The sequence below is a fragment of the Tritonibacter scottomollicae genome, assembly GCF_032924845.1.
In the GTDB taxonomy this organism is placed as follows: domain Bacteria; phylum Pseudomonadota; class Alphaproteobacteria; order Rhodobacterales; family Rhodobacteraceae; genus Epibacterium; species Epibacterium scottomollicae.
In genome coordinates, this window is record NZ_CP136704.1 from 3650424 (window position 1) to 3668237 (window position 17814).

Here is a 17814-nt window from a genome sequence, read left to right on the forward strand (position 1 = left end):
ACAGAACGCATGAAAGGAACTCAGATGTTCAAGAAAATCAGCTACGCCATTGTCTTCGCCTGTACTGCGGCCATCGCCCAAGCAGAAACCTTTGAGGTGAAGATGCTCAACAAAGGTGAGGCCGGCGCGATGGTTTTTGAACCCGCCTACGTCAAAGCTATGCCCGGTGACGTCATTCATTTCATTGCCACTGACAAGGGACACAATGTGGAAAGCATCAAGGGGATGCTGCCTGAAGGGAGCGAGAGCTTTAAGAGCAAGTTCAATGTCGACTATGAGCTGACGGTGGATGCCGAGGGGCTCTATGGTATCAAATGCACCCCGCACTACGGCATGGGTATGGTTGCGCTTATTCAGGTCGGGGACGCCGTGAACTTGGAGGCGGCTCAGGGCGTCAAGCAAAGAGGCAAATCCAAAGGTCGCTTTGAAGATTTGTTCGCGCGAGTTCAGTGAACGAAAATTCCGGATAACCAAAAACAAGGGCGGCACTTTCCCGGTGTCGCCTTTTTTGTCCCGCTGCAGGAAACACGACATGTCGCACCCTCAATCTTATTCCGGCCCCGCCTTCCTGTCCTATGGGTTTCGCCCGTTCTTCATGGCTGCGTGCCTGTTCGCCGTTGTGATCATACCGCTATGGATGCTGATCTGGACGGGCGGGCTGACGCTGCAAAGTGTTCTGATGCCCGCTGATTGGCACAGTCATGAGATGATCTTTGGCTATGGCAGTGCCGTGATTGCAGGTTTTCTGTTTACCGCGGTGCCCAACTGGACAGGTGGCATGCCGACCCGTGGCCGGCCATTGTGTGCGATGCTGATGCTATGGTTGGCGGGGCGCATTGCTGTCTTTGGTGCGGTGCCCCTGCCGTGGGGCATAGTCGTCAGTATCGATAGCGCGTTCCTCCTTGTGCTGGCGGTACTGGTGGCGCGTGAAATCATCTCGGGAAAGAACTGGCGCAACCTGATGGTTCTGGTGCCGGTTTCGCTTCTTGGATTGAGTAACCTGTTCTTTTTTGCCGAGAGTGCGCTGGTGGGGCAAGCGGTCGTCAGCCGGCGACTGGGCTTGGGGCTGGTGATCTTCCTCGTGTTGCTGATCGGCGGGCGCATCATTCCAAGCTTTACCCGCAACTGGTTGAACCAGAAGGGGGATCGCCATCTTCCTAAGCCCTTCGGAACGTTTGACCAGCTGAGCCTCCTGGCCACTCTTCCGGCGCTGGTGGTTTGGGGCATCTGGCCACAGACCCTGAGTGCTGCGGTACTCATGTGTCTGGCGGCCATGCTGCAAACTGTACGTCTGGCGCGTTGGCGTGGATTGTCGACGCTGCGCAATCCGGTACTGGCGATGTTGCATGTCGCGTTCCTGTTTGCGCCGGTCGGGATGCTGGCAAATGCGGCGGCGGCGATTGGGTCTCTTGACGCCAGCGCTGGCCTGCACATCTGGGGTATCGGCGCGATTGGCGGCATGACGGTTGCCGTGATGATGCGGGCGACAATGGGGCATACCGGACGTGCGCTGGTGTCGGGATCGGTGCTGAACCTCGCCTTCATAGGATTGATACCAGCACTGTTGGGGCGGTTATTCCCTCATGTCGAGTTCCCGGGCGGAGTCACGGGGCTTGATCTGGCGGCGTTGTTCTGGACGCTTTCCTTTGCGCTGCTCTGCTGGAAGCTTGTGCCGTGGCTCGCGATGCAACGCCAGGATCGCAAACGGCCGACACCGCTGCGCAGTCGTTGATCTGAAGTTTAGGCCGGTAGAATGCAGATGCAGGCGGGATTATCCGCCTGCATCGTTTCATGTGCCTGATGTCTGCGTGGGGTGGGACACATGTGCTGCGCAGGGATTATCCGGGAAATGGCCATGCGCCGATAGCAGATGCATGCAGGTGCAAGACGACGCACCAGAGCAACACGCCAACCGCGCCGCGCAACATAACGGCGCGGGTATTTTCCTGCCACCATGCGTGATCAAACACTGGCCGAAGCGACAGGATCGGCGCACCGGCAAAAGCGCCAGGGCCAAAGGTTCTCAGTGCCCGCCGGTCAAATGCAGGCATCGCCAGCAGCGAAAACAGTGCAAAAAGACCAAAAAGGACAACATGCGACAGATCGCCATTGGGCGGCAAATGTGCCAGAGCCCAAAGTGTGAGCGCCAGCAGCACAGGGTGGCGGGTGATCGCGGCAATGCCGGGGTGGGCGGGATCATACTCTCGCCTGCGACTGGCACCAAGGCTACCGGGCAGTCCGGCCCCGATCCCGCAGGCGGCCAGCACGAACGCAATTGGTGTTGCCACGAACGGAACCCATCGCGTCCATGGTGCCTGGGGCCAAAGCTCGATATAGGGCGCGCGGCCTGCGGCTGAAATCACCCAGCCCAACAGGATCAGCGACGCCAGCCCGTAGAGGGCAAAATAGGCGCGCCTCCCTAGGAGCCTTATCAGGGTCCCCCTCAGGCCCGCAACACGCGGCAGAAGGTGGCTGAGCATAAAGGCCCCCAGCGCCAGTGCGAATTCCTGCCAGCCGGTCATGTTTTCTCGGCCTGGGTGATTAGCCCATGGATATGGCGGGCAAACATCCATGCCGCGGGTAGGCCGAGCACTCCTCCGATCACCACGCTCATATGCGGGGTGAGCACGTTCCATCCGAGCCAACTGCCGATCAGCGAGGCAAAAAAGACGTTGATGGCAGCGGCCCCCGCCGCCAAGGGGTAGAGGCAGGCCACTAGTTTGCAGGACACGCGCGGGATCATCTCCGGCTCACCAGCACATGTACGGAGACCAATGCTGCGAGCAACAGCAGGGATGCGATGAAGAACCAGAACTCCGCGACGTCGGTTTGCGGTTGTGGAATGGGGCGCTCGAAGGGGTCGGCATGCGCGGAAAACGGGATCAGAAGGGAAGCAAGCGTGCAATAAAGACGTTTCATTTCAGTGCTCCATCGTAAGGGATTGATAGATCTCGGGCAGGGCGCGGGGCAATCTGTCCGGGTCCGGCAGCAGGGTAAAACCGGCGCGGCCAAAGATGCGCGCAAACCAGTCCTGCCCGTCGGCGTCGATTACCACCGCATGCACTGCATGCCCGAGCGCGCGGGCCTCGCGCACTGCCATGCGGCTGTCTTCGATGCCATGTACACCTTCGTAGTGGTCAAGATCGTTGGGCTTGCCATCGGTCAATACTAGGAGCAGGCGGCGGGCGCTGCCCTCTTGGGCCAGTTGGGCGGAAGCATGTCGGATTGCAGCGCCAAGCCGTGTGTAGTGCCCGGGCGTGAAGCTGCCGATACGGGCGGTGATATCCGCATCCATCTGTTCGTCAAAGCGTTTGGCACGGGTCAGAAAGACCCGGTCCCGGCGCAGTGAGGAAAACCCCCAAATGCCAAGCCGGTCGCCGGCGGTTGCAATCCCTGCAGCCAGCGCGGTCAGCGCCTCGCGGGCGGTCTCTATAACAGGGCGTGCGCCCACGGTGGCTTCGGTTGAACGGGAACAATCAATCAGGACAGCGACGCTGAGATCCCGTGCCATCGGGCGGTTAGCCTGCCAGACACGGTCGCTGCCTTGTTGCCCCATCCGCTGATCGACCTGCGATTGTACCGCCGCGTCCAGATCCAACTCTTCACCGTCCAGCTGCCGCGTCAGCATCACGCGTTTCGGCATGAGCGGCGCAAACTGGCGCTGCACCCGCGCCACCAGACGCGGATCGGGGCAGAAATCCATGGCCGGGTCGGCGTCGACCTCCAGTACGCGAGCATGGTCCGGCATATGGCGACCAAGGCGATGGTTCCACTCAGGGTAGGTGTAACGATCCGCCAGGCGTTCGTGTTCCGCATCTTGCGGCGACAGGTCGAGAGAGATCCGCAAGCGCGAGGCTGCGCGCTTCATCTGCTGGGACAGGGTGATGTTGTCCTGATCCTCCGCCGCTTTTTGCGCGTTCTCGGTGTCGTCGTCATCCACCATCCGGTTGATGTTCAGACTTTCGGCCCAGGACAGGATGGACTCAAACCGATGAACGATGAAGCTGTCTTTGCGGTCGGCCTGTTCGCGCTCTTCGCGAAGACCGGTCTTGCGGGTGGCCATAGCCACACTGGGCGTGTCCGCCTTCTCGGTATCGGGGACAGGCGGTCGGCCCTTGCGTGCTGCTGGAAGGCGTAGCCAGATCGGGAGCGGCTGAAAGCTGCGGTATCCTCGTGGTGCAGTGCAATCGCATCGGTCCGCAACAACACAGGGCGATCCAAGCTGGTCAAGGATCATCCGCTCGATGCGTGCCTCAAAGCGCGGCAGGCCGGTGCGTTGCCGCGTTGCTGCGATATGGCTGCAGAGCGCAGCATACGCGTTGCGCAAGCCCGGACAGGTGGAAAAGGCGTGATCCGCCGCCTTTGCGTTTGCGGCAATTTCTCCCTGATCCGCCTGATAGGGATCAGCAGGCGCAGTCGGTAGGTCAATATGTGAGCCCATGGCAGCGAGCCACAGATAGGCCTGTCGGTTGAGGGTCTGGGTCGGGAAAGCGTCCATCACTGGTGGCAGGCGCAGCCGCTCACCATCAAAGCTGGCGACATAGCCGATCTCACGCGGGGTGCCGATGCGGCGCAGGCGATCTGTGCGGTGTTCCAAGGCGGCTGCCGGCGCTTCGAGGATCTCAACGCCGCTGTTGCCACCCAAAGCGCGAAACAGGATGGCGACGCTGCCACGGACATCGCCATAGTGCACCGCCGCCTCCGCATCGGGGCGCTCCGCCCCGATGCGTGTGGCCATGTTGTGCCACAGGTTGCCCACGGTCTCTTCGGGTTCAAGAAGGTCAAGCGCGTGCATCATGATGTCACCCGTAGACAGATGCAGTGAGGTCGCGCAGCGCCTGACAGACGTCTGCCTCGTCACTGAGGGGGGCGATGATCGCCACCTCCAGCGCACGATCCACGCTCATGCCATTTGCAATCAGCGTGGCGGCGTAGATCAGCAGCCGGGTCGAGACCCCTTCTTCGAGATCCATACCCGAGAGGTTTCGGATATGCCCCGCCAGTCGTACCAGGGCTGCTGCGCGATCATGATCCAGGCCGCTTTCCTCGGTCACCACTGCGGTTTCAATGTCGGCCTCCGGGAAATCAAAGCCAACGGACAGAAAACGTTGCCGCGTCGAAGGTTTGAGCTTTTTCAGGATGTTCTGGTAGCCGGGGTTGAAGCTGGCCACCAGCATGAAGGATTTGGGGGCCACCAGTTCTTCGCCCGTGCGGTCGATCACCAACCGGCGGCGGTCATCGGTCAGCGGATGCAGTACCACGGCCACGTCCTTGCGGGCCTCGACCACCTCATCGAGATAACAAATCCCACCTTCGCGTACCGCGCGGGTCAGCGGCCCGTCGACCCAGACTGTTTCGCCACCTTTGAGCAGATACCGTCCGATCAGATCGGCTGCTGAGAGGTCATCGTGACAGGCAACGGTGTCGAGGGGCAGCCCGAGCCGGGCTGCCATATGTTCCACAAAGCGGGTCTTGCCGCAGCCGGTCGGGCCTTTCAGCAACATTGGCAATTGGTTCGCCTGTGCCATTTCAAAGACCGAAACCTCGTCATGTGCCGCCTGATAGAACGGGACTTTCGGGGTGTTGATTGCGTTCATGATCACTCTCCCGGAGTTGTGACTGGGCCGGGCGCGATGAGTTCACGCCGCACGACCAATTGGCTGTAGATGAACAGGAGTGCCCCAAGGACCACCGCAACACCTGCGCCGAACCGCATCATGTAGAAGAGGCCAAGCTGGTCCTGCACTTCCATGTAATAGTCGCCGACAATGCGCTGCATGTGGGTCTGGATTGTGCCCGCAAACGTCAGCACGAAAGTCATGAAACACATGCCCCCGGTCATCAGCCAGAAGGACGCCATGTTGAGCACCTGATTATAGGGCGCGCGGCCCCGGAGTTGCGGCATCGCATAGGTGAACATTGCAAGGTTCATCGCAACATAGGCCCCATAGAAGGCGAGGTGACCGTGGGCTGCGGTAATCTGGGTGCCATGGGTGTAGAAGTTGACCCCATGCAGCGTGTGCAGAAAGCCCCAGACGCCTGCGCCGAAGAACGCGACGGTCGAGGCCCCAAGCGACCATAGGAGGGCTGCTTTGTTGGGGTGGTTCTTGCGACCTTTCCAGACCATGACAAAGGCGAAGCTCATCATCGCGAAGAAGGGGATCACTTCGAACACCGAGAAGATCGACCCAATCCACTGCCAGTATCCCGGTGTCCCGATCCAGAAGAAATGGTGACCGGTGCCCAGAATGCCCGAGAACAAAGCAGTCGCGACAATGACATAGAGCCATTTTTCAACGACCTCACGGTCGACGCCGGTCATCTTCAGCATCAGGTAGCCAAGGATTGCCGCCATCACCAGTTCCCATGTGGCCTCGACCCAGAGGTGCACGACGAACCACCAGTACATCTTATCAAGCGACAGGTTGTCGGGGTTGATGAAGGCGAAGACCCACAGCAGGCACAGGAGCCATAGCCCCATCAGCAGGATATTGGTGATCGCGGTTTTACGTCCGGCCAAGACGGTGAGCGAGATGTTCACGAGAAAGATCACCGCCGCAACGAGGATGCCGAATTTCACCCAAAGCGGCTGTTCGAGGAACTCGCGCCCGCCATGGATGCCCACGAGATAGGACACCACGGCACCGAGAGTGCCGACGACCAGGATCGCAAGCTGTATATAGGCCAGTTTGGTCGAAAACAGCTCTCGTTCGCTTTCTTCGGGCACCAGATAATAAGCGGCGCCAAAGAAGCCTAGCAACAGCCAGACAATCAGCGCGTTTGTATGCAGCATGCGTATGATGTTGAACGGCAGAAGCTCGCTCAGCGTATTGGGGGATATGTAGATCCAGCCAGCGAGCAGTCCGCCCAGTACCTGGATCGCAAACAAGGCCATCGCCACGAGGAAATAGGCGTAGGCCACTTTTTGTGATTGATATTTCATGATTTTCTCCTTGCGCCAGCAGTGATCAGAACATGAAGAACTGATCGCGTGCTGCGCGCCTCTCCCTCAGCCTGCGTCGTTGGGTGGCCAGTTTTGGGTGTCGGTCTGGTCGGCCCATCTCAGGAACTCTGCGAGGGCGCGGGTTTCTTCTTCCGTGAGGTCGAAGAACGGCATCTGACGGCGTCCCTCGATGCCCGAGGGCTGGGCCTGCATCCATCCATTGAGGATCTCAAATGCGCTTTCGGGGTCATCAAGGACGCCCCAGCGCGTCATCACATTGCCCACCTCAGGTGCGAAATACGCACCCTCGCCATGCAGAGTGTGGCAGTTGATGCAGGAGGCACGTTCCCAGACGTGTTTGCCGAGGCGCACCTCGTCGGTCAGCGGCATTCCGGCGGTGGAGGTTTCGACGATATAGCGGTGGCTATGCACGGTCATGGCCACGAACACGACAACGAAGAACAAGGAGCCTCCGTAAAACACGTTCCTGGCCCGCGATTTGGTAAGTATCTCTGACATGTCGCGGTCCTGAGTACAGTTGCGGATACCCCACCCATAAAGGCCGACGTGTGTCAGATGTTGCGCAAGCGCAAAGTTCGGATCTGTTCGTGAATGCAGAATGTATGAATGGGAGGAACTGACCGATGGCGAAACATGACCCGGAAGACCCTGATCTGCCGCTTGCGGATTTATTCGCGAATTGGCCGGAGATGGTGGCGGTGTTTCTCGCCTACAGAATGCTGTGTCCGGGCTGTCCGATTGCCCCGTTTCACACCGTGATCGATGCGTGTGATGAATATGGGCTGGAGGAACAGGCGTTCCGTGATGTTCTGCAAGACCCAAAGAGGGTGCAACAGCTGAAACAGCAACCGGAAACGCGATGTGGTTCCGGTTCGTGACATTCAACTCGCCTTAGGCTTAGCTCTCTGGCGTGCTCAACAGCATCAGGCGATGCGGGTCTGTGATCACGATGTGCTTGCGTCGTGAGGCAACAATCCCGTCACGCTCCCATGCGGACAGCAAGCGGCTAACCGTATGCAGCGTGGTTCCGGTCATCTCGGAGATATTGAGCCGTGTGATGGGGAAGGCGATCTCGATTCCTTGATCCGTTTTGCGCCCCGACTGGTTCACAAGACGCAGCAGTGCTGTCGCGATTCTCTGTTCAACCGCCTGAGTGGCAAGCTCGGTGATCCGGCTTTGCATTTCGCCGAGCCGCTCGCCGAGGGTTCTGTAGCTTTCGGTCGCAAACCCCTGATACCGGGTGGTGAAATCTGCCCAGAGGCGGACCGGCCATGACAGCGCGATGGACTCAGCTACGGAAATGGCCGTGGCAGGGTAAGTGTCCCGGCTGAGGGCAGGGGCAATGCCAAAGAGCTGTCCCGGTGAAATATGCAACGCGATGATTTGCTCGCCGGTTGGCGTGACTTTGACGACGCGGATGTAGCCGTCGAGCAGCAGATAGAACCGCTCTGCGTCATGACCTTCGTGAAAGAACTCTGTGCCGGCTTCGACCCGCTTTGGTGTGGCCTGATCCAGAATTTCGCGAATATCCCCGCGCTGCAGGAGACTGAAAGGGGGTAATCCCGCGAGCAGGCTTTCGTCGAGCTGTTTCAAAGCGGCCTCTTGCTGGCGTCAGTCAGATCTTACTCAGCAGCGACCTATCAGAAAATCACGGTTTGGACATCGGAGAAAATTTCGAAGCCGCCTTTGCCCGACTATCCTGCATCACTCAAGTGTTGGCCACACCCTGTTCGGTCATGATCATGTCGAGCCTGATGTCATGTGGCTGAGGATGGATTGTTGCGATCCGGGATTGCAGCAGCCCGATCCCGATCACAATGGGGGCTGAGTTCAGACTCGCAAGCGTACGATCAAAGTAGCCGCCGCCATACCCAAGCCGATAGCCATCCGCGCTCCAGCCCACGCAAGGGGCCAATAGAATATCAGGCGTTTGTTCCGGAGCGTCTGCCGGCGGCACCGGGATATTCCAATCACCACGTACCATGCGCGTTGCGGGTGTCCAGCGCCGAAAGACCAGTGGTGCGGCTCGCGTTTCCACCACCGGCAACGCGATCTCGGTGCCTGCGTTGTATAGCTCCGTCATCAGGGGGCGTAAATCCAGCTCCCCCTTGATTGGCCAATAGGCTGATACCACCGGCGTGCGCGTGCCTTCCATATGTCGAGCGAGCAGCTGTTGCAGGTGCTGCGCCAGTTGAACTGCCAACATGTGTCGCTCAGTTGCAGAGATCGCCATGCGAAGACCTCGGAGGCGCTGGCGTTCTGCCCGCCGCCAACTGGGTACGTCCTGCGCTTGTGTCGGTGGCCCTGCAGGGTGCCATAGATGATCAACCTCCAGTTCGCTGGATGCGCAGGGAGGTGATGAATAGTGTGCAGTCTCTTTGTGCTCTCGGTCCGTGTCGCCCATGTCTCTTCCTGATGATCTGCGTCACCCTTTCAAGAACACTGAATTGGACGGCGCAGTTCAAGAGCGGAGTCTTGATGCCGTGATCAGCCAACCCAATGATGGCACGCCAGATCAGCGGCCAGACACACGCATTGCGAATTTTGAGATTTGAGCGCGAATATTGATCCCAAACAAAGTCCCGTCCTCGGGCCTGGCGCAGGGTCGCCCCATGAAACAGATTGATCGCCTTCGAGCCCATGGCCTATTTGAGGCACGGGTGCCCCGCTACACCTCATATCCAACCGCGCCTGGGTTTGCGCCCGAGATCGGCAGCGTCGAGCAGACCGAAGCCCTAAGTGCGCTTGATCCCAGAGATCCGGTATCTGTCTACCTGCATATCCCTTTTTGCGAGCGGTTGTGCTGGTTTTGCGCCTGCCGCACGCAGGGGACCAAGACGCTCAGCCCGGTTGAAAGCTATATCGCGACGCTGGAGCAGGAGCTGGCGCTGCTGAAGCGTATCCTGCCTGCGGGTCTGCGCATGGGGCGGATGCATTGGGGCGGCGGGACGCCCACTATCCTGCCACCAGAGCTGATCCATCGGCTGGCACAAGCCGTAAAGGCGGTGATCCCGCCAACCGGGGATTGGGAGTTTTCGGTGGAAATCGATCCGACCATGGTGGATCGCCACAAGATCACAGCACTTGCCGCGGAGGGGATGAATCGGGCCTCGCTCGGGATTCAGGATTTTGACTCCAAGGTGCAAAACGCCATAGGCCGCCTTCAGCCGTTTGATGTCACCCGGCACTGCGTGGAGGATCTGCGCGCGGCAGGCATTCAGTCCCTGAACGCCGATCTAGTCTATGGTCTGCCACATCAGGATATCACCCGACTGGATGATACGGTTTCAAAGGTGCTGGATCTGGCGCCGGATCGGATTGCGCTCTTTGGGTATGCGCATGTGCCATGGATGTCCAAACGGCAGCGGTTGATTGATGAGAAATCCTTGCCCAAAGAGGTGGAGCGTTTTCATCTTGCTGAATACGCTGCAACGCGGTTCAGTGATGCGGGCTATCGCAGCATCGGGATTGATCATTTCTCCAAACCTGATGACGGGCTGGCCCGTGCCATGGAGACAGGGAGGCTGCGGCGAAATTTTCAAGGATATGTGGATGATAGCTGCTCCACCCTGATTGGGTTGGGCGCGTCTTCGGTGTCGCGACTGCCCACCGGCTATATCCAGAATGCATCCGCCACCCCTGCCTATGTTCAGCGTATTGAGGCCGGAGAACTAGCCGGAGCAAGAGGCCACATGATGAGCCATACAGACCTTTTGCGCGCCCGCGCCATCGAGATGATCATGTGTGATCTCCAGCTCGATTTCGCGGAGCTGTCCAGAGAATTCGGCGCTCTTGCGGAAGCGTTGCGACCAGAAAACGCCCTTGTGATTGATCGCTTCGACGGCATGGTTCAGGTCCGGCACGATGGGTTTGAGATACTGCCAGAGGGGCGGGCGCTGACGCGGATCATCGCCAGCTGTTTTGATGCCTATGCACCGATGAACGGTCGTTACAGTCAGGCGTCGTGACCGGGGCGCATCCTTTGCCACAAAGGCCACCACCAGGGTTTGGGAGCCTCAGCGTGTTCCCGAACCAGACGAAATCCCAGATGATCCGGTGGCAATCCTACGGCACAGCCGCCGACGCTGGCGTCGCGGACAAAATCGACGATTGCCGCGCGGTGGATGCCGCCTGCAATGCGAACCCAGCAATAGGGTTCGCTCTCTCGAACGGTGCCGTCCGGGTGCAATGAGCCACTTTGCATACAGCCATCGGTCCATTCCCAGACATTGCCTGATATATCTGCAATACCACGCGAGTTGAGGCCAAATCCGCCGGCCGGGCGCAACGCAGGACTGGCGGTTCCACGCAGCAAAGTTCCTGCCGCGTATTGGGCCAGCATGCGTTGTCCGGGGTCCATCTCCCGGGTGTCAGGGGCCGCATCCCCATAACGCTCGCCTGCGGCCAGCTGCCATTCCATGTCGCTGGGAAGGCGCCAGTTTTCGCCGGTTTTGCGGGAGTACCAAGTTGCGTAGGCGTTGGCGTCTTTCCAGTTTACATGGGTTTGCGGATAATCTCCGCCCATTGTTGGCACCGGGGGGCAAGCCCCAGCGGAGACACATGCAGCATATTCTCGGCGACTGACTTGGTATTTCATGATGGAAAATTCCGCGACCTCAATCACGTAAGGACGTGGTGAGCGCGTTTTTCCATTCTCGACAAAATTGCCAAACGGGCGGTAGCTGATGCGCCCGCTCGGAACCTCAATGAGGTCCACCTCTGGTGACAGGCTGGGGGAGGGGGCACGGGTCAAAACCGCGACGCCCAGTGCGATCAAAGCCACAAGGCTCGTGGCTACAACATTCTTGAATGATGGTTTCATCGGTGATCTCCCAAGCGCTGCAAAGACGGCCGGTGGGGCCGGCCGACCTTGTGCTTCTATAAAACCTGTGGGTTATGGGAGTGCGGTCTTGCCTTCATAGGCTGCGTCATAGGCTGTTGGCGCTTCGACCTGCTCCATCAGATCGTTGTTCCAATCGCCGTCCACCACGACATGCGCGGTTGCGCCTAGGTTTACCGCCTCGATCAGGTTGTGGTTCACATAGGCGTAGACGCCCGGCTGCAAAAACTCGTAAAGCGCTGCCCCAGCAGACCCGCCGCGGATGAACCAGGTTTCAAGGTCGCGCTCCGGTGGGTTGTTGAATTTCCCGGTTTCCCAGACCAGATCCCCATGCCCGCCGATCAAATGCGGACGGGTGTCACGGTTTGCCTGCGAGTGCACAAACAGAACCTTCTCGCCCTGCGTCGCGTGCAGCGCATTGTCACCGGTCAAAGAGCCGACCTTGCCGTTGAAAACGACGTGGCTCGGGATCAGGCCATTCATGACATCCAGCGTGTCGGGATAGCTCTCGCCGACATCTTCAAAGCGTTTGTATTCGCCGTTTTCATCCTTCGGGATGTAGAAGTCATTCTCGCCGATGTAGAATACGCGATCATAGCTGACGGGGGTGCCGTTGTGATCCTTCAGGCCATCGCGGGGCAACACCATGATCGCGCCCGACATCCCGCTGACGACGTGCCATGGGATCATGGGGCCACCCGGCGCACAGTGATAGACAAAGGTGCCCGGACGTGTTGCCTTGAACCGCAATGTTGTCTTCTCACCGGGATTGACCAGCGTCAGAGAACCACCGCCAAGGGCACCGGTTGCTGAGTGGAAGTCAATGTTATGCTGCATGAGATTTTCAGGAGAATTGTAGAGCGTAAGCTCAACATAATCACCTTCATGTACGACCATCAGAGGTCCTGGTACTGACCCGTTGAAGGTCATGGCCTGTAGGTAGGCACCGCTATCGACTTCGATCTCCTTTTCAACGATCTGCATCTCGAATTCGATAATTTGCGGCTCTGTCGAAGCCACTTGCTCGTGCTCGTGAACCATCGGAGGGCGCACTAATTTACGTTTCACCCGCTTGAGCTTAGACAGATCAGCTGGTGGGACCATGGATGTGTCCATGATCTCCTCTGCTTGAGCAGTTTTGTGAAGTACGGGTATCGCTGCAATCCCTGCGGCCCCAATAAGCGCGGCGCGTCTGGTAAGCATGTCCTTATCTCCTTTCCATGCATGTATGATTAGCTTGAAATGTATGCGGAGACTTGGATGTGAACGTTGATCAGGGACAACCTTCGATAAGGATATTACCTGATGGACTGCTATGGTCAGGACATCAGTAACGGGTCGTCTCCAGCTAAGGCGGCGTCTCGCGCAAAAAGACAGATGCCGCTGTCGCAAGAAGCGGCTCTTTTCCGCGCCTGCTCCTGATCGTCACGCCAACCTGTAATGAGGTCCTTCGGGCATACCCGCCCGACCGATTGCGCGGCAAAGCGGCCTGCCTTGCACATATCGAAGAGGCCATGAAGGAAGGGATCGGGCCGGAGGACTTGCGGCAGGCCGTCCAAGCCTACGCGACCGACAGCGCAGGCTTCACCCGTTCCAAGGTCTGCTTTTCCGACAACTGGTTTCAGTCGAGACGCTGGCAGGCCTATGTCGAGAAGCAAGCGGAAGACCGAGAAAAAGCGGCAGCATTGCAGGCCGATCATCACACGCGGCTGGCCTGCTGGATCAGTGACCGCAGCCCGATGTGCAAACACATCACGTCCCCGCAAGTGACTGCATTGCTTACCTCAAAGCTGGTGACGCTGGCACAAATCCAAGCCGCAGGCCTCAGATCATGACCGCAATCGATCCCACCGAAGAGCAAACAGCAAGGCGACCCATGTCATACGCTGGCGCTGCTGACACGGGACCTTGCGAGGGGCGGCAAGCCTCCCCTTCGAACCCCACCGGCGCGGGAAAAGCCCGCACCAAAGAGCAGCTGACCGAGACCTTCGTCTTCCGGTGCACCGCCGCAGAGAAGGCCCAGTTGCGTGCCAAGGCCGAGGCCGCAGGCCTGCCCGCTGCGACCCTGCTGCGCGAGGCGCTTGGGCTGACCGAGGCCCGCCGTCGCAAGCCAATACCCCGCGTAGATCCTGCGCTCGTGCTGGCCGTTGGGCGCATCGGCGGCAACCTCAACCAGATCGCCCGCTGGCTGAACCGCGCCATGCTGGCGGGCCGCGTTGATCTCGACGCACTCACCGTTGCCCGCCGCCTGCTGACCATCGAGCGCCAGCTTGGACAAATCGTCGAGGCCGAGGTCGAAGAGGTCGTAGACGATGCCGTCGATCTTGGACTCGGCCTAGGCGGTTTCGGCGGTGAGGCGAGCGATCTCGGCGCGTTCGCGAGTGATCCAGTCTTCCAGTCGGAGCGTTCGGAAAGCGGGATTTCAGCCTTAAAGGCTTTCTTCACCTCGGCCCGGAAGGCGGCGAAGTCTGGCAAGGTCGCCGCATCCAAACATCAATTGGTAAGTGAGCCGACCAAGCCGCACACAGCATGCTCCTGTTCGACCGAGTTCTCTAAGAATTCAAAAAAGCATCAGGCCCAATGAGACTAAACTACCCAGAACCGCTAAAATGTTGAGAGCTTTGAATCCCGCGCTTGCATGTATTTTTTCAACGAGGTCTGGCGTGTTTCGCAAAACAATGAGGATTCGCGCCGATCTGCCAAACACCCGCACCGCTTCATCGCGGCCCGGGATAATCGCATCTGCCCTTGTTACGCCAGGCAATTGCGGCGGCCCGGCACGCATCTCTTGAGTAAGAAACAAGACATCTTCACGCATCTGTTCTTGAAGATCACCTTCGGTGAGGGTTTCAAGAATAGGCGCAGCATCGGCCAATTGCGCGAGGCCTTCAGAAGACAGCTCGCGAAGGGACTGTTCCTGTAGAATTTTCCGATTTTCAGAAACTTCGGTGTCAGTCGCGCGTATGCCCTGAGCACCTTCTTGCAACGCCAGAAGTAGGGCATTGTTCTCATCAGACGGAGGCAACTCGCCTGAACCGATTTGAACCGTCAGGCTATGGTGAACCGTAGTAAGGTCCATCTCGACCCGTTGAGGGTCATTTGCATAGCGCTCAATAGTTCTACGCAGCTTGCGGATTTCTAAGGAGTTCGCGTTCAGCCCATTGGACTGGTTTTCGAGCACATCTTCAATTGCATCAGTCAGCTGAGACAGCGTTGCGGCCAATAGGCCAGGCTTAACAACCTCTTTAAATCGCACACGAAAAGTGCCGGTCTCTTGATCTTGTATCAATTCCTCTGCCAACGGCAGAAGCCGACTTAATTTATCGGCGTCATCTTCGAAGCGCTGGCCTTCAAGGATATCACTATCATCATCGTCATCGTCATCGTAAAATTCGGGTCCAGGGATTGGCGACCAGTCCCAAAGTCCACGTTCGTCAATAATCTCCTGGGCAACCTTGTCGATGAAATCTTCTGGATACTCACCAGAGAAGTTGTCACCAAGTGCCCCCTGTGGCGTTTCCGGTCCCCCATAAATCCATTGGTAGCCACCTTCCGCCGAAATGTGCGGCAATGAGTTGGCTGGATCTTCATAGTTTGCGTAGAACCATTCTTTCAATTCTTCGGTTGCAGCTTCGCGGTCGAAATCGTCTTCATCGAAGTCCTGATCGTCAAAGTCTGATTCATGCTCAATACTAACCGAAAAATTTTGCTCGAGTTTATGACCGTTAAGGTCTGCAACAGGCTCACCCAGGAAACCTTCCGGATACTCCGACATCTCCCAGCGAAGATCGCCCAACTCATCTCGACTTGTTGAGGCACCCCACAGCCGATCAGGCCCCATGTCCCGCTCTTGGCTCGCGACCACTTCCCAATCGATTTCATCAGGCTCAATCTCAAATAGTTCTCCAGTTTCAGAATGGCGAACTATCGCTTTTCCAGTAGTGCTAATTCTCATTATTTCTCAACTCGATCTGTCGAATGGCGGGCAATAATGTCCTGTAATTCAGTCGGTTGAAATGCCACATCCCAGGGCCAAAGCCCAAATCCACCAACCGAATTAACGGCTTCAACCCACTCGCCCAGGACGTCTCGTTTGGCCTTGTTCTGAGGGCTATCAGAGCCTTTTATTTCCAAAGCTAACATCTTGCCGGATGCATACTTCACTAGAAAGCCAGGCAGATAGCGACGACGTGCACCCCCCCCCCCCCCCACACACAGATATTGAATTTGAAAACCAAGATGGTTATTATTAGCGTAGGTCAAAACACTATCCGATTTCTCGAGCACATTGGCGGCGTGCCCCTCCCAAGAAGAGTCGCCAACTAGATGGCTTATATGTGATTTTACGGCCGGGAAATTCGGCTTCGTTGTATACCAAGTGCGCATCTGACCGGTCGAGCCGATCAGATTTTCTTCGTCAAAGATTGGTGTCAAATTTGTCCTATTTTGTTCATCAACGCTTCGCATCAGGTGTTGCACGATCAAGTCAATGTTCAGCGCTATTAAGATACGGCGACGTAGTGGATCAGAATGGAAGAGCGAAGGTATTTCAAGCACATCAGAGTCGATAAATTCTTCCACGATCCGAACAAGTTGCGCGGCCAAAAGTTCTTCTGATCCTTTGAAGTCGGAAGCCATCAGGGAGCTTTTCAAGGTCTATGGAAGACACCTTGCCCCGCGCCAATGTGCCCGCGTCAACCAGAGCGTCGCGGGCTTCTTCATAGGCTTCATCGGTCACAGTCGGGACATGCTCGCGCAGGAGCGCGAGCATTGCACCATTGCCAATTGAAGAGCCATCCTCGGGCGTAAGGGAGAGGATCAGGTCAGAAATGTCTGAAGACATCGGCGGTTAGCCTTGAAATCACTTGTATATTTTAGAGCGACCTTAAAGAGATCGACCTCAGGTTGCATCATGCAAATTCAATATTTCGGGAAGCCCGCGATGCCTTAGCGATACGGCGGGCGAAATAGACCTCGACCGTGGCAGCAAGTGCAAAAGCAGGAGACATTAAAACAAGGGCAACTGCGGACAGTACAAGGAGAACGTTCAGCGGATCGAGCGCGCCAGATGTTGAGAAAAGCATGAGCTTGCCGTAGCAGGGTAGATATACCGCAGTCGCTATCAAAAAAGCATTGAAAACAGGGTTGGTGAAACGACCAACATCATTCCGCACCCGCTCCAGAATGACCAGTTTTTGCCGCTGCATGTGCGGAATGTTAGAAAGCATCATAGTCTACTCCTTTAGCAATTCGATCCACGTATGAACGTCTTCCATTGAGACTTCTTTTCCATCGGTTAGCGACCGATACCACCGCGCGACAATGGCCCCGCGCTTTTCGCTTTTGATCCGTATGCCTTGTTCGACCAGGAACCGATCAAGCGAGGTTTCAAATTCTTCAAGCGCGTCAATATCGTGTTCGACACGTGCAGATTTCGTGCCGAGAAGAATCCAATTCACATCAACGCTGAATTTGTCATGAAGCAACACCAGCGCCTCTATGGGGAGGCCGCGCTCACCTTTTTCATAGCTGTGGTAAGCCCGCAGCGAGACACCAATTTCCTTGGCCAAGTCCGTCTGAGACAAGCCAGTTTCATTGTGCGTAATTGCAAGCCTGGCCCCGATGCCAATGAACATTTCAGACGTTTTTTGCGCCACGTGTGGTTCCCAGTTGACGAATGTGCATTTATTAGCAGTGTGCAAAAAATGACAAACTTTGGTTTGTTTTGTTATCTGACCATGCAGGATGACTTAAGACAAGGGATTCCGGCCAACTATAAGAAAAGGAGACAACTTTGGAGCAAGAACGTCTGCTTTCACCGAAACAACTAAGCGAGATCGTAGGTCTCAGCCCTGCGCAAATTCGCGCACTCATGAACGATGGGCGTCTGGAGTTCATAGCAATATCATCGAAGACCAAACGACTGACGATGAGCGGCTGGGAACGGTTCCAGAAGAACGCGACCAAAGTCAAAAGCTGTGAAAGCGAGATAACGGCTGCAAACTGACGG

General features: G+C 57.3%; 22 protein-coding genes. 7 read left to right on the forward strand and 15 right to left on the reverse strand.

Translation table 11 applies throughout. From position 1 onward, the window contains the following. The first annotated feature begins 24 nt into the window (after positions 1-24). Both R1T40_RS18015 and R1T40_RS18020 read left to right on the forward strand, forming a co-directional pair. Positions 25-453 carry a pseudoazurin gene (locus tag R1T40_RS18015; RefSeq protein WP_106164291.1) on the forward strand — a complete coding sequence of 143 codons (429 nt, stop codon included), beginning with the start codon at positions 25-27 and terminating at the stop codon, positions 451-453. A gap of 79 nt (positions 454-532) precedes the next feature. Next, a complete protein-coding gene (locus R1T40_RS18020; RefSeq protein ID WP_317385104.1) occupies positions 533-1732 on the forward strand; it encodes an NnrS family protein in 1200 nt (399 codons plus the stop codon). A 106-nt stretch (positions 1733-1838) separates the two neighbouring features. Here the strand turns inward: R1T40_RS18020 and R1T40_RS18025 are convergent, their stop codons facing one another. The 7 genes from R1T40_RS18025 to R1T40_RS18055 all read right to left on the reverse strand — a co-directional run bounded on the left by R1T40_RS18025 (position 1839) and on the right by R1T40_RS18055 (position 7462). After that, the gene (locus R1T40_RS18025) at positions 1839-2522 is read right to left on the reverse strand and encodes an NnrU family protein (RefSeq protein ID WP_317385105.1); all 684 of its coding nucleotides are present in this window, start codon (positions 2520-2522) and stop codon (positions 1839-1841) included. Continuing rightward, positions 2519-2743: an NnrT protein gene (locus R1T40_RS18030; RefSeq protein ID WP_317385106.1), complete on the reverse strand. Its 225-nt coding sequence runs from the start codon at positions 2741-2743 to the stop codon at positions 2519-2521. The genes R1T40_RS18025 and R1T40_RS18030 overlap by 4 nt, the downstream gene beginning before the upstream one ends. Then, positions 2740-2919, reverse strand: a complete 180-nt coding sequence (locus R1T40_RS18035) for a hypothetical protein (protein ID WP_317385107.1) — start codon at positions 2917-2919, stop codon at positions 2740-2742. The genes R1T40_RS18030 and R1T40_RS18035 overlap by 4 nt, the downstream gene beginning before the upstream one ends. Position 2920: 1 nt before the next feature. Further along, on the reverse strand, positions 2921-4798 hold the full coding sequence (locus R1T40_RS18040) for a nitric oxide reductase activation protein NorD (RefSeq protein ID WP_317385108.1): 1878 nt from the start codon (positions 4796-4798) through the stop codon (positions 2921-2923). 4 nt (positions 4799-4802) lie between these two features. Then, positions 4803-5597 carry a CbbQ/NirQ/NorQ/GpvN family protein gene (locus R1T40_RS18045; protein ID WP_317385109.1) on the reverse strand — a complete coding sequence of 265 codons (795 nt, stop codon included), beginning with the start codon at positions 5595-5597 and terminating at the stop codon, positions 4803-4805. A gap of 2 nt (positions 5598-5599) precedes the next feature. Then, the gene (locus tag R1T40_RS18050) at positions 5600-6943 is read right to left on the reverse strand and encodes a cbb3-type cytochrome c oxidase subunit I (protein ID WP_106164147.1); all 1344 of its coding nucleotides are present in this window, start codon (positions 6941-6943) and stop codon (positions 5600-5602) included. A 66-nt stretch (positions 6944-7009) separates the two neighbouring features. After that, a complete protein-coding gene (locus R1T40_RS18055; protein ID WP_106164148.1) occupies positions 7010-7462 on the reverse strand; it encodes a c-type cytochrome in 453 nt (150 codons plus the stop codon). A 125-nt stretch (positions 7463-7587) separates the two neighbouring features. Here R1T40_RS18055 and R1T40_RS18060 point away from each other — a divergent pair, with 125 nt between their 5' ends. Beyond that, positions 7588-7842, forward strand: a complete 255-nt coding sequence (locus tag R1T40_RS18060) for a DUF1858 domain-containing protein (RefSeq protein WP_106164149.1) — start codon at positions 7588-7590, stop codon at positions 7840-7842. Positions 7843-7861: 19 nt separating this feature from the next. Here R1T40_RS18060 and R1T40_RS18065 read toward each other — a convergent pair whose 3' ends face one another. Together R1T40_RS18065 and R1T40_RS18070 are read right to left on the reverse strand one after the other, a co-directional pair. Next, complete coding sequence (locus R1T40_RS18065) at positions 7862-8557, reverse strand: Crp/Fnr family transcriptional regulator (protein ID WP_317385110.1); 696 nt, start codon at positions 8555-8557, stop codon at positions 7862-7864. 115 nt (positions 8558-8672) lie between these two features. Beyond that, positions 8673-9368 (reverse strand): 5-formyltetrahydrofolate cyclo-ligase, encoded by a 696-nt coding sequence (locus tag R1T40_RS18070; protein WP_317385111.1) that lies wholly within the window; start codon positions 9366-9368, stop codon positions 8673-8675. A 208-nt stretch (positions 9369-9576) separates the two neighbouring features. On the opposite strand from R1T40_RS18070, the gene hemN reads away from it, so the two are divergent. Next, positions 9577-10932, forward strand: coding sequence for an oxygen-independent coproporphyrinogen III oxidase (hemN, locus tag R1T40_RS18075; protein ID WP_317385112.1), 1356 nt, complete (start codon positions 9577-9579; stop codon positions 10930-10932). On the opposite strand, the gene R1T40_RS18080 is transcribed toward hemN, so the two are convergent. Both R1T40_RS18080 and nirK read right to left on the reverse strand, forming a co-directional pair. Next, a complete protein-coding gene (locus R1T40_RS18080; protein WP_317385113.1) occupies positions 10920-11786 on the reverse strand; it encodes a formylglycine-generating enzyme family protein in 867 nt (288 codons plus the stop codon). The genes hemN and R1T40_RS18080 overlap by 13 nt on opposite strands. A gap of 72 nt (positions 11787-11858) precedes the next feature. Continuing rightward, positions 11859-13007 (reverse strand): copper-containing nitrite reductase, encoded by a 1149-nt coding sequence (nirK, locus tag R1T40_RS18085; RefSeq protein WP_317385114.1) that lies wholly within the window; start codon positions 13005-13007, stop codon positions 11859-11861. Positions 13008-13318: 311 nt separating this feature from the next. On the opposite strand from nirK, the gene R1T40_RS18090 reads away from it, so the two are divergent. Together R1T40_RS18090 and R1T40_RS18095 are read left to right on the forward strand one after the other, a co-directional pair. Further along, on the forward strand, positions 13319-13639 hold the full coding sequence (locus tag R1T40_RS18090; RefSeq protein ID WP_317385115.1) for a hypothetical protein: 321 nt from the start codon (positions 13319-13321) through the stop codon (positions 13637-13639). After that, complete coding sequence (locus R1T40_RS18095) at positions 13636-14388, forward strand: plasmid mobilization protein (RefSeq protein WP_317385116.1); 753 nt, start codon at positions 13636-13638, stop codon at positions 14386-14388. The genes R1T40_RS18090 and R1T40_RS18095 overlap by 4 nt, the downstream gene beginning before the upstream one ends. Here R1T40_RS18095 and R1T40_RS18100 read toward each other — a convergent pair. The 4 genes from R1T40_RS18100 to R1T40_RS18115 all read right to left on the reverse strand — a co-directional run bounded on the left by R1T40_RS18100 (position 14365) and on the right by R1T40_RS18115 (position 17461). Further along, positions 14365-15759, reverse strand: a complete 1395-nt coding sequence (locus R1T40_RS18100; RefSeq protein WP_317385117.1) for a hypothetical protein — start codon at positions 15757-15759, stop codon at positions 14365-14367. The two genes, R1T40_RS18095 and R1T40_RS18100, sit on opposite strands and share 24 nt — an antisense overlap. Next, positions 15759-16442 carry a hypothetical protein gene (locus tag R1T40_RS18105; protein ID WP_317385118.1) on the reverse strand — a complete coding sequence of 228 codons (684 nt, stop codon included), beginning with the start codon at positions 16440-16442 and terminating at the stop codon, positions 15759-15761. The genes R1T40_RS18100 and R1T40_RS18105 overlap by 1 nt, the downstream gene beginning before the upstream one ends. Positions 16443-16714: 272 nt before the next feature. Beyond that, on the reverse strand, positions 16715-17035 hold the full coding sequence (locus tag R1T40_RS18110; protein ID WP_317385119.1) for a hypothetical protein: 321 nt from the start codon (positions 17033-17035) through the stop codon (positions 16715-16717). Positions 17036-17038: 3 nt separating this feature from the next. Continuing rightward, a complete protein-coding gene (locus R1T40_RS18115; protein ID WP_317385120.1) occupies positions 17039-17461 on the reverse strand; it encodes a helix-turn-helix domain-containing protein in 423 nt (140 codons plus the stop codon). A gap of 137 nt (positions 17462-17598) precedes the next feature. On the opposite strand from R1T40_RS18115, the gene R1T40_RS18120 reads away from it, so the two are divergent. Next, positions 17599-17811: a hypothetical protein gene (locus R1T40_RS18120; protein WP_317385121.1), complete on the forward strand. Its 213-nt coding sequence runs from the start codon at positions 17599-17601 to the stop codon at positions 17809-17811. Positions 17812-17814 lie beyond the last annotated feature (3 nt).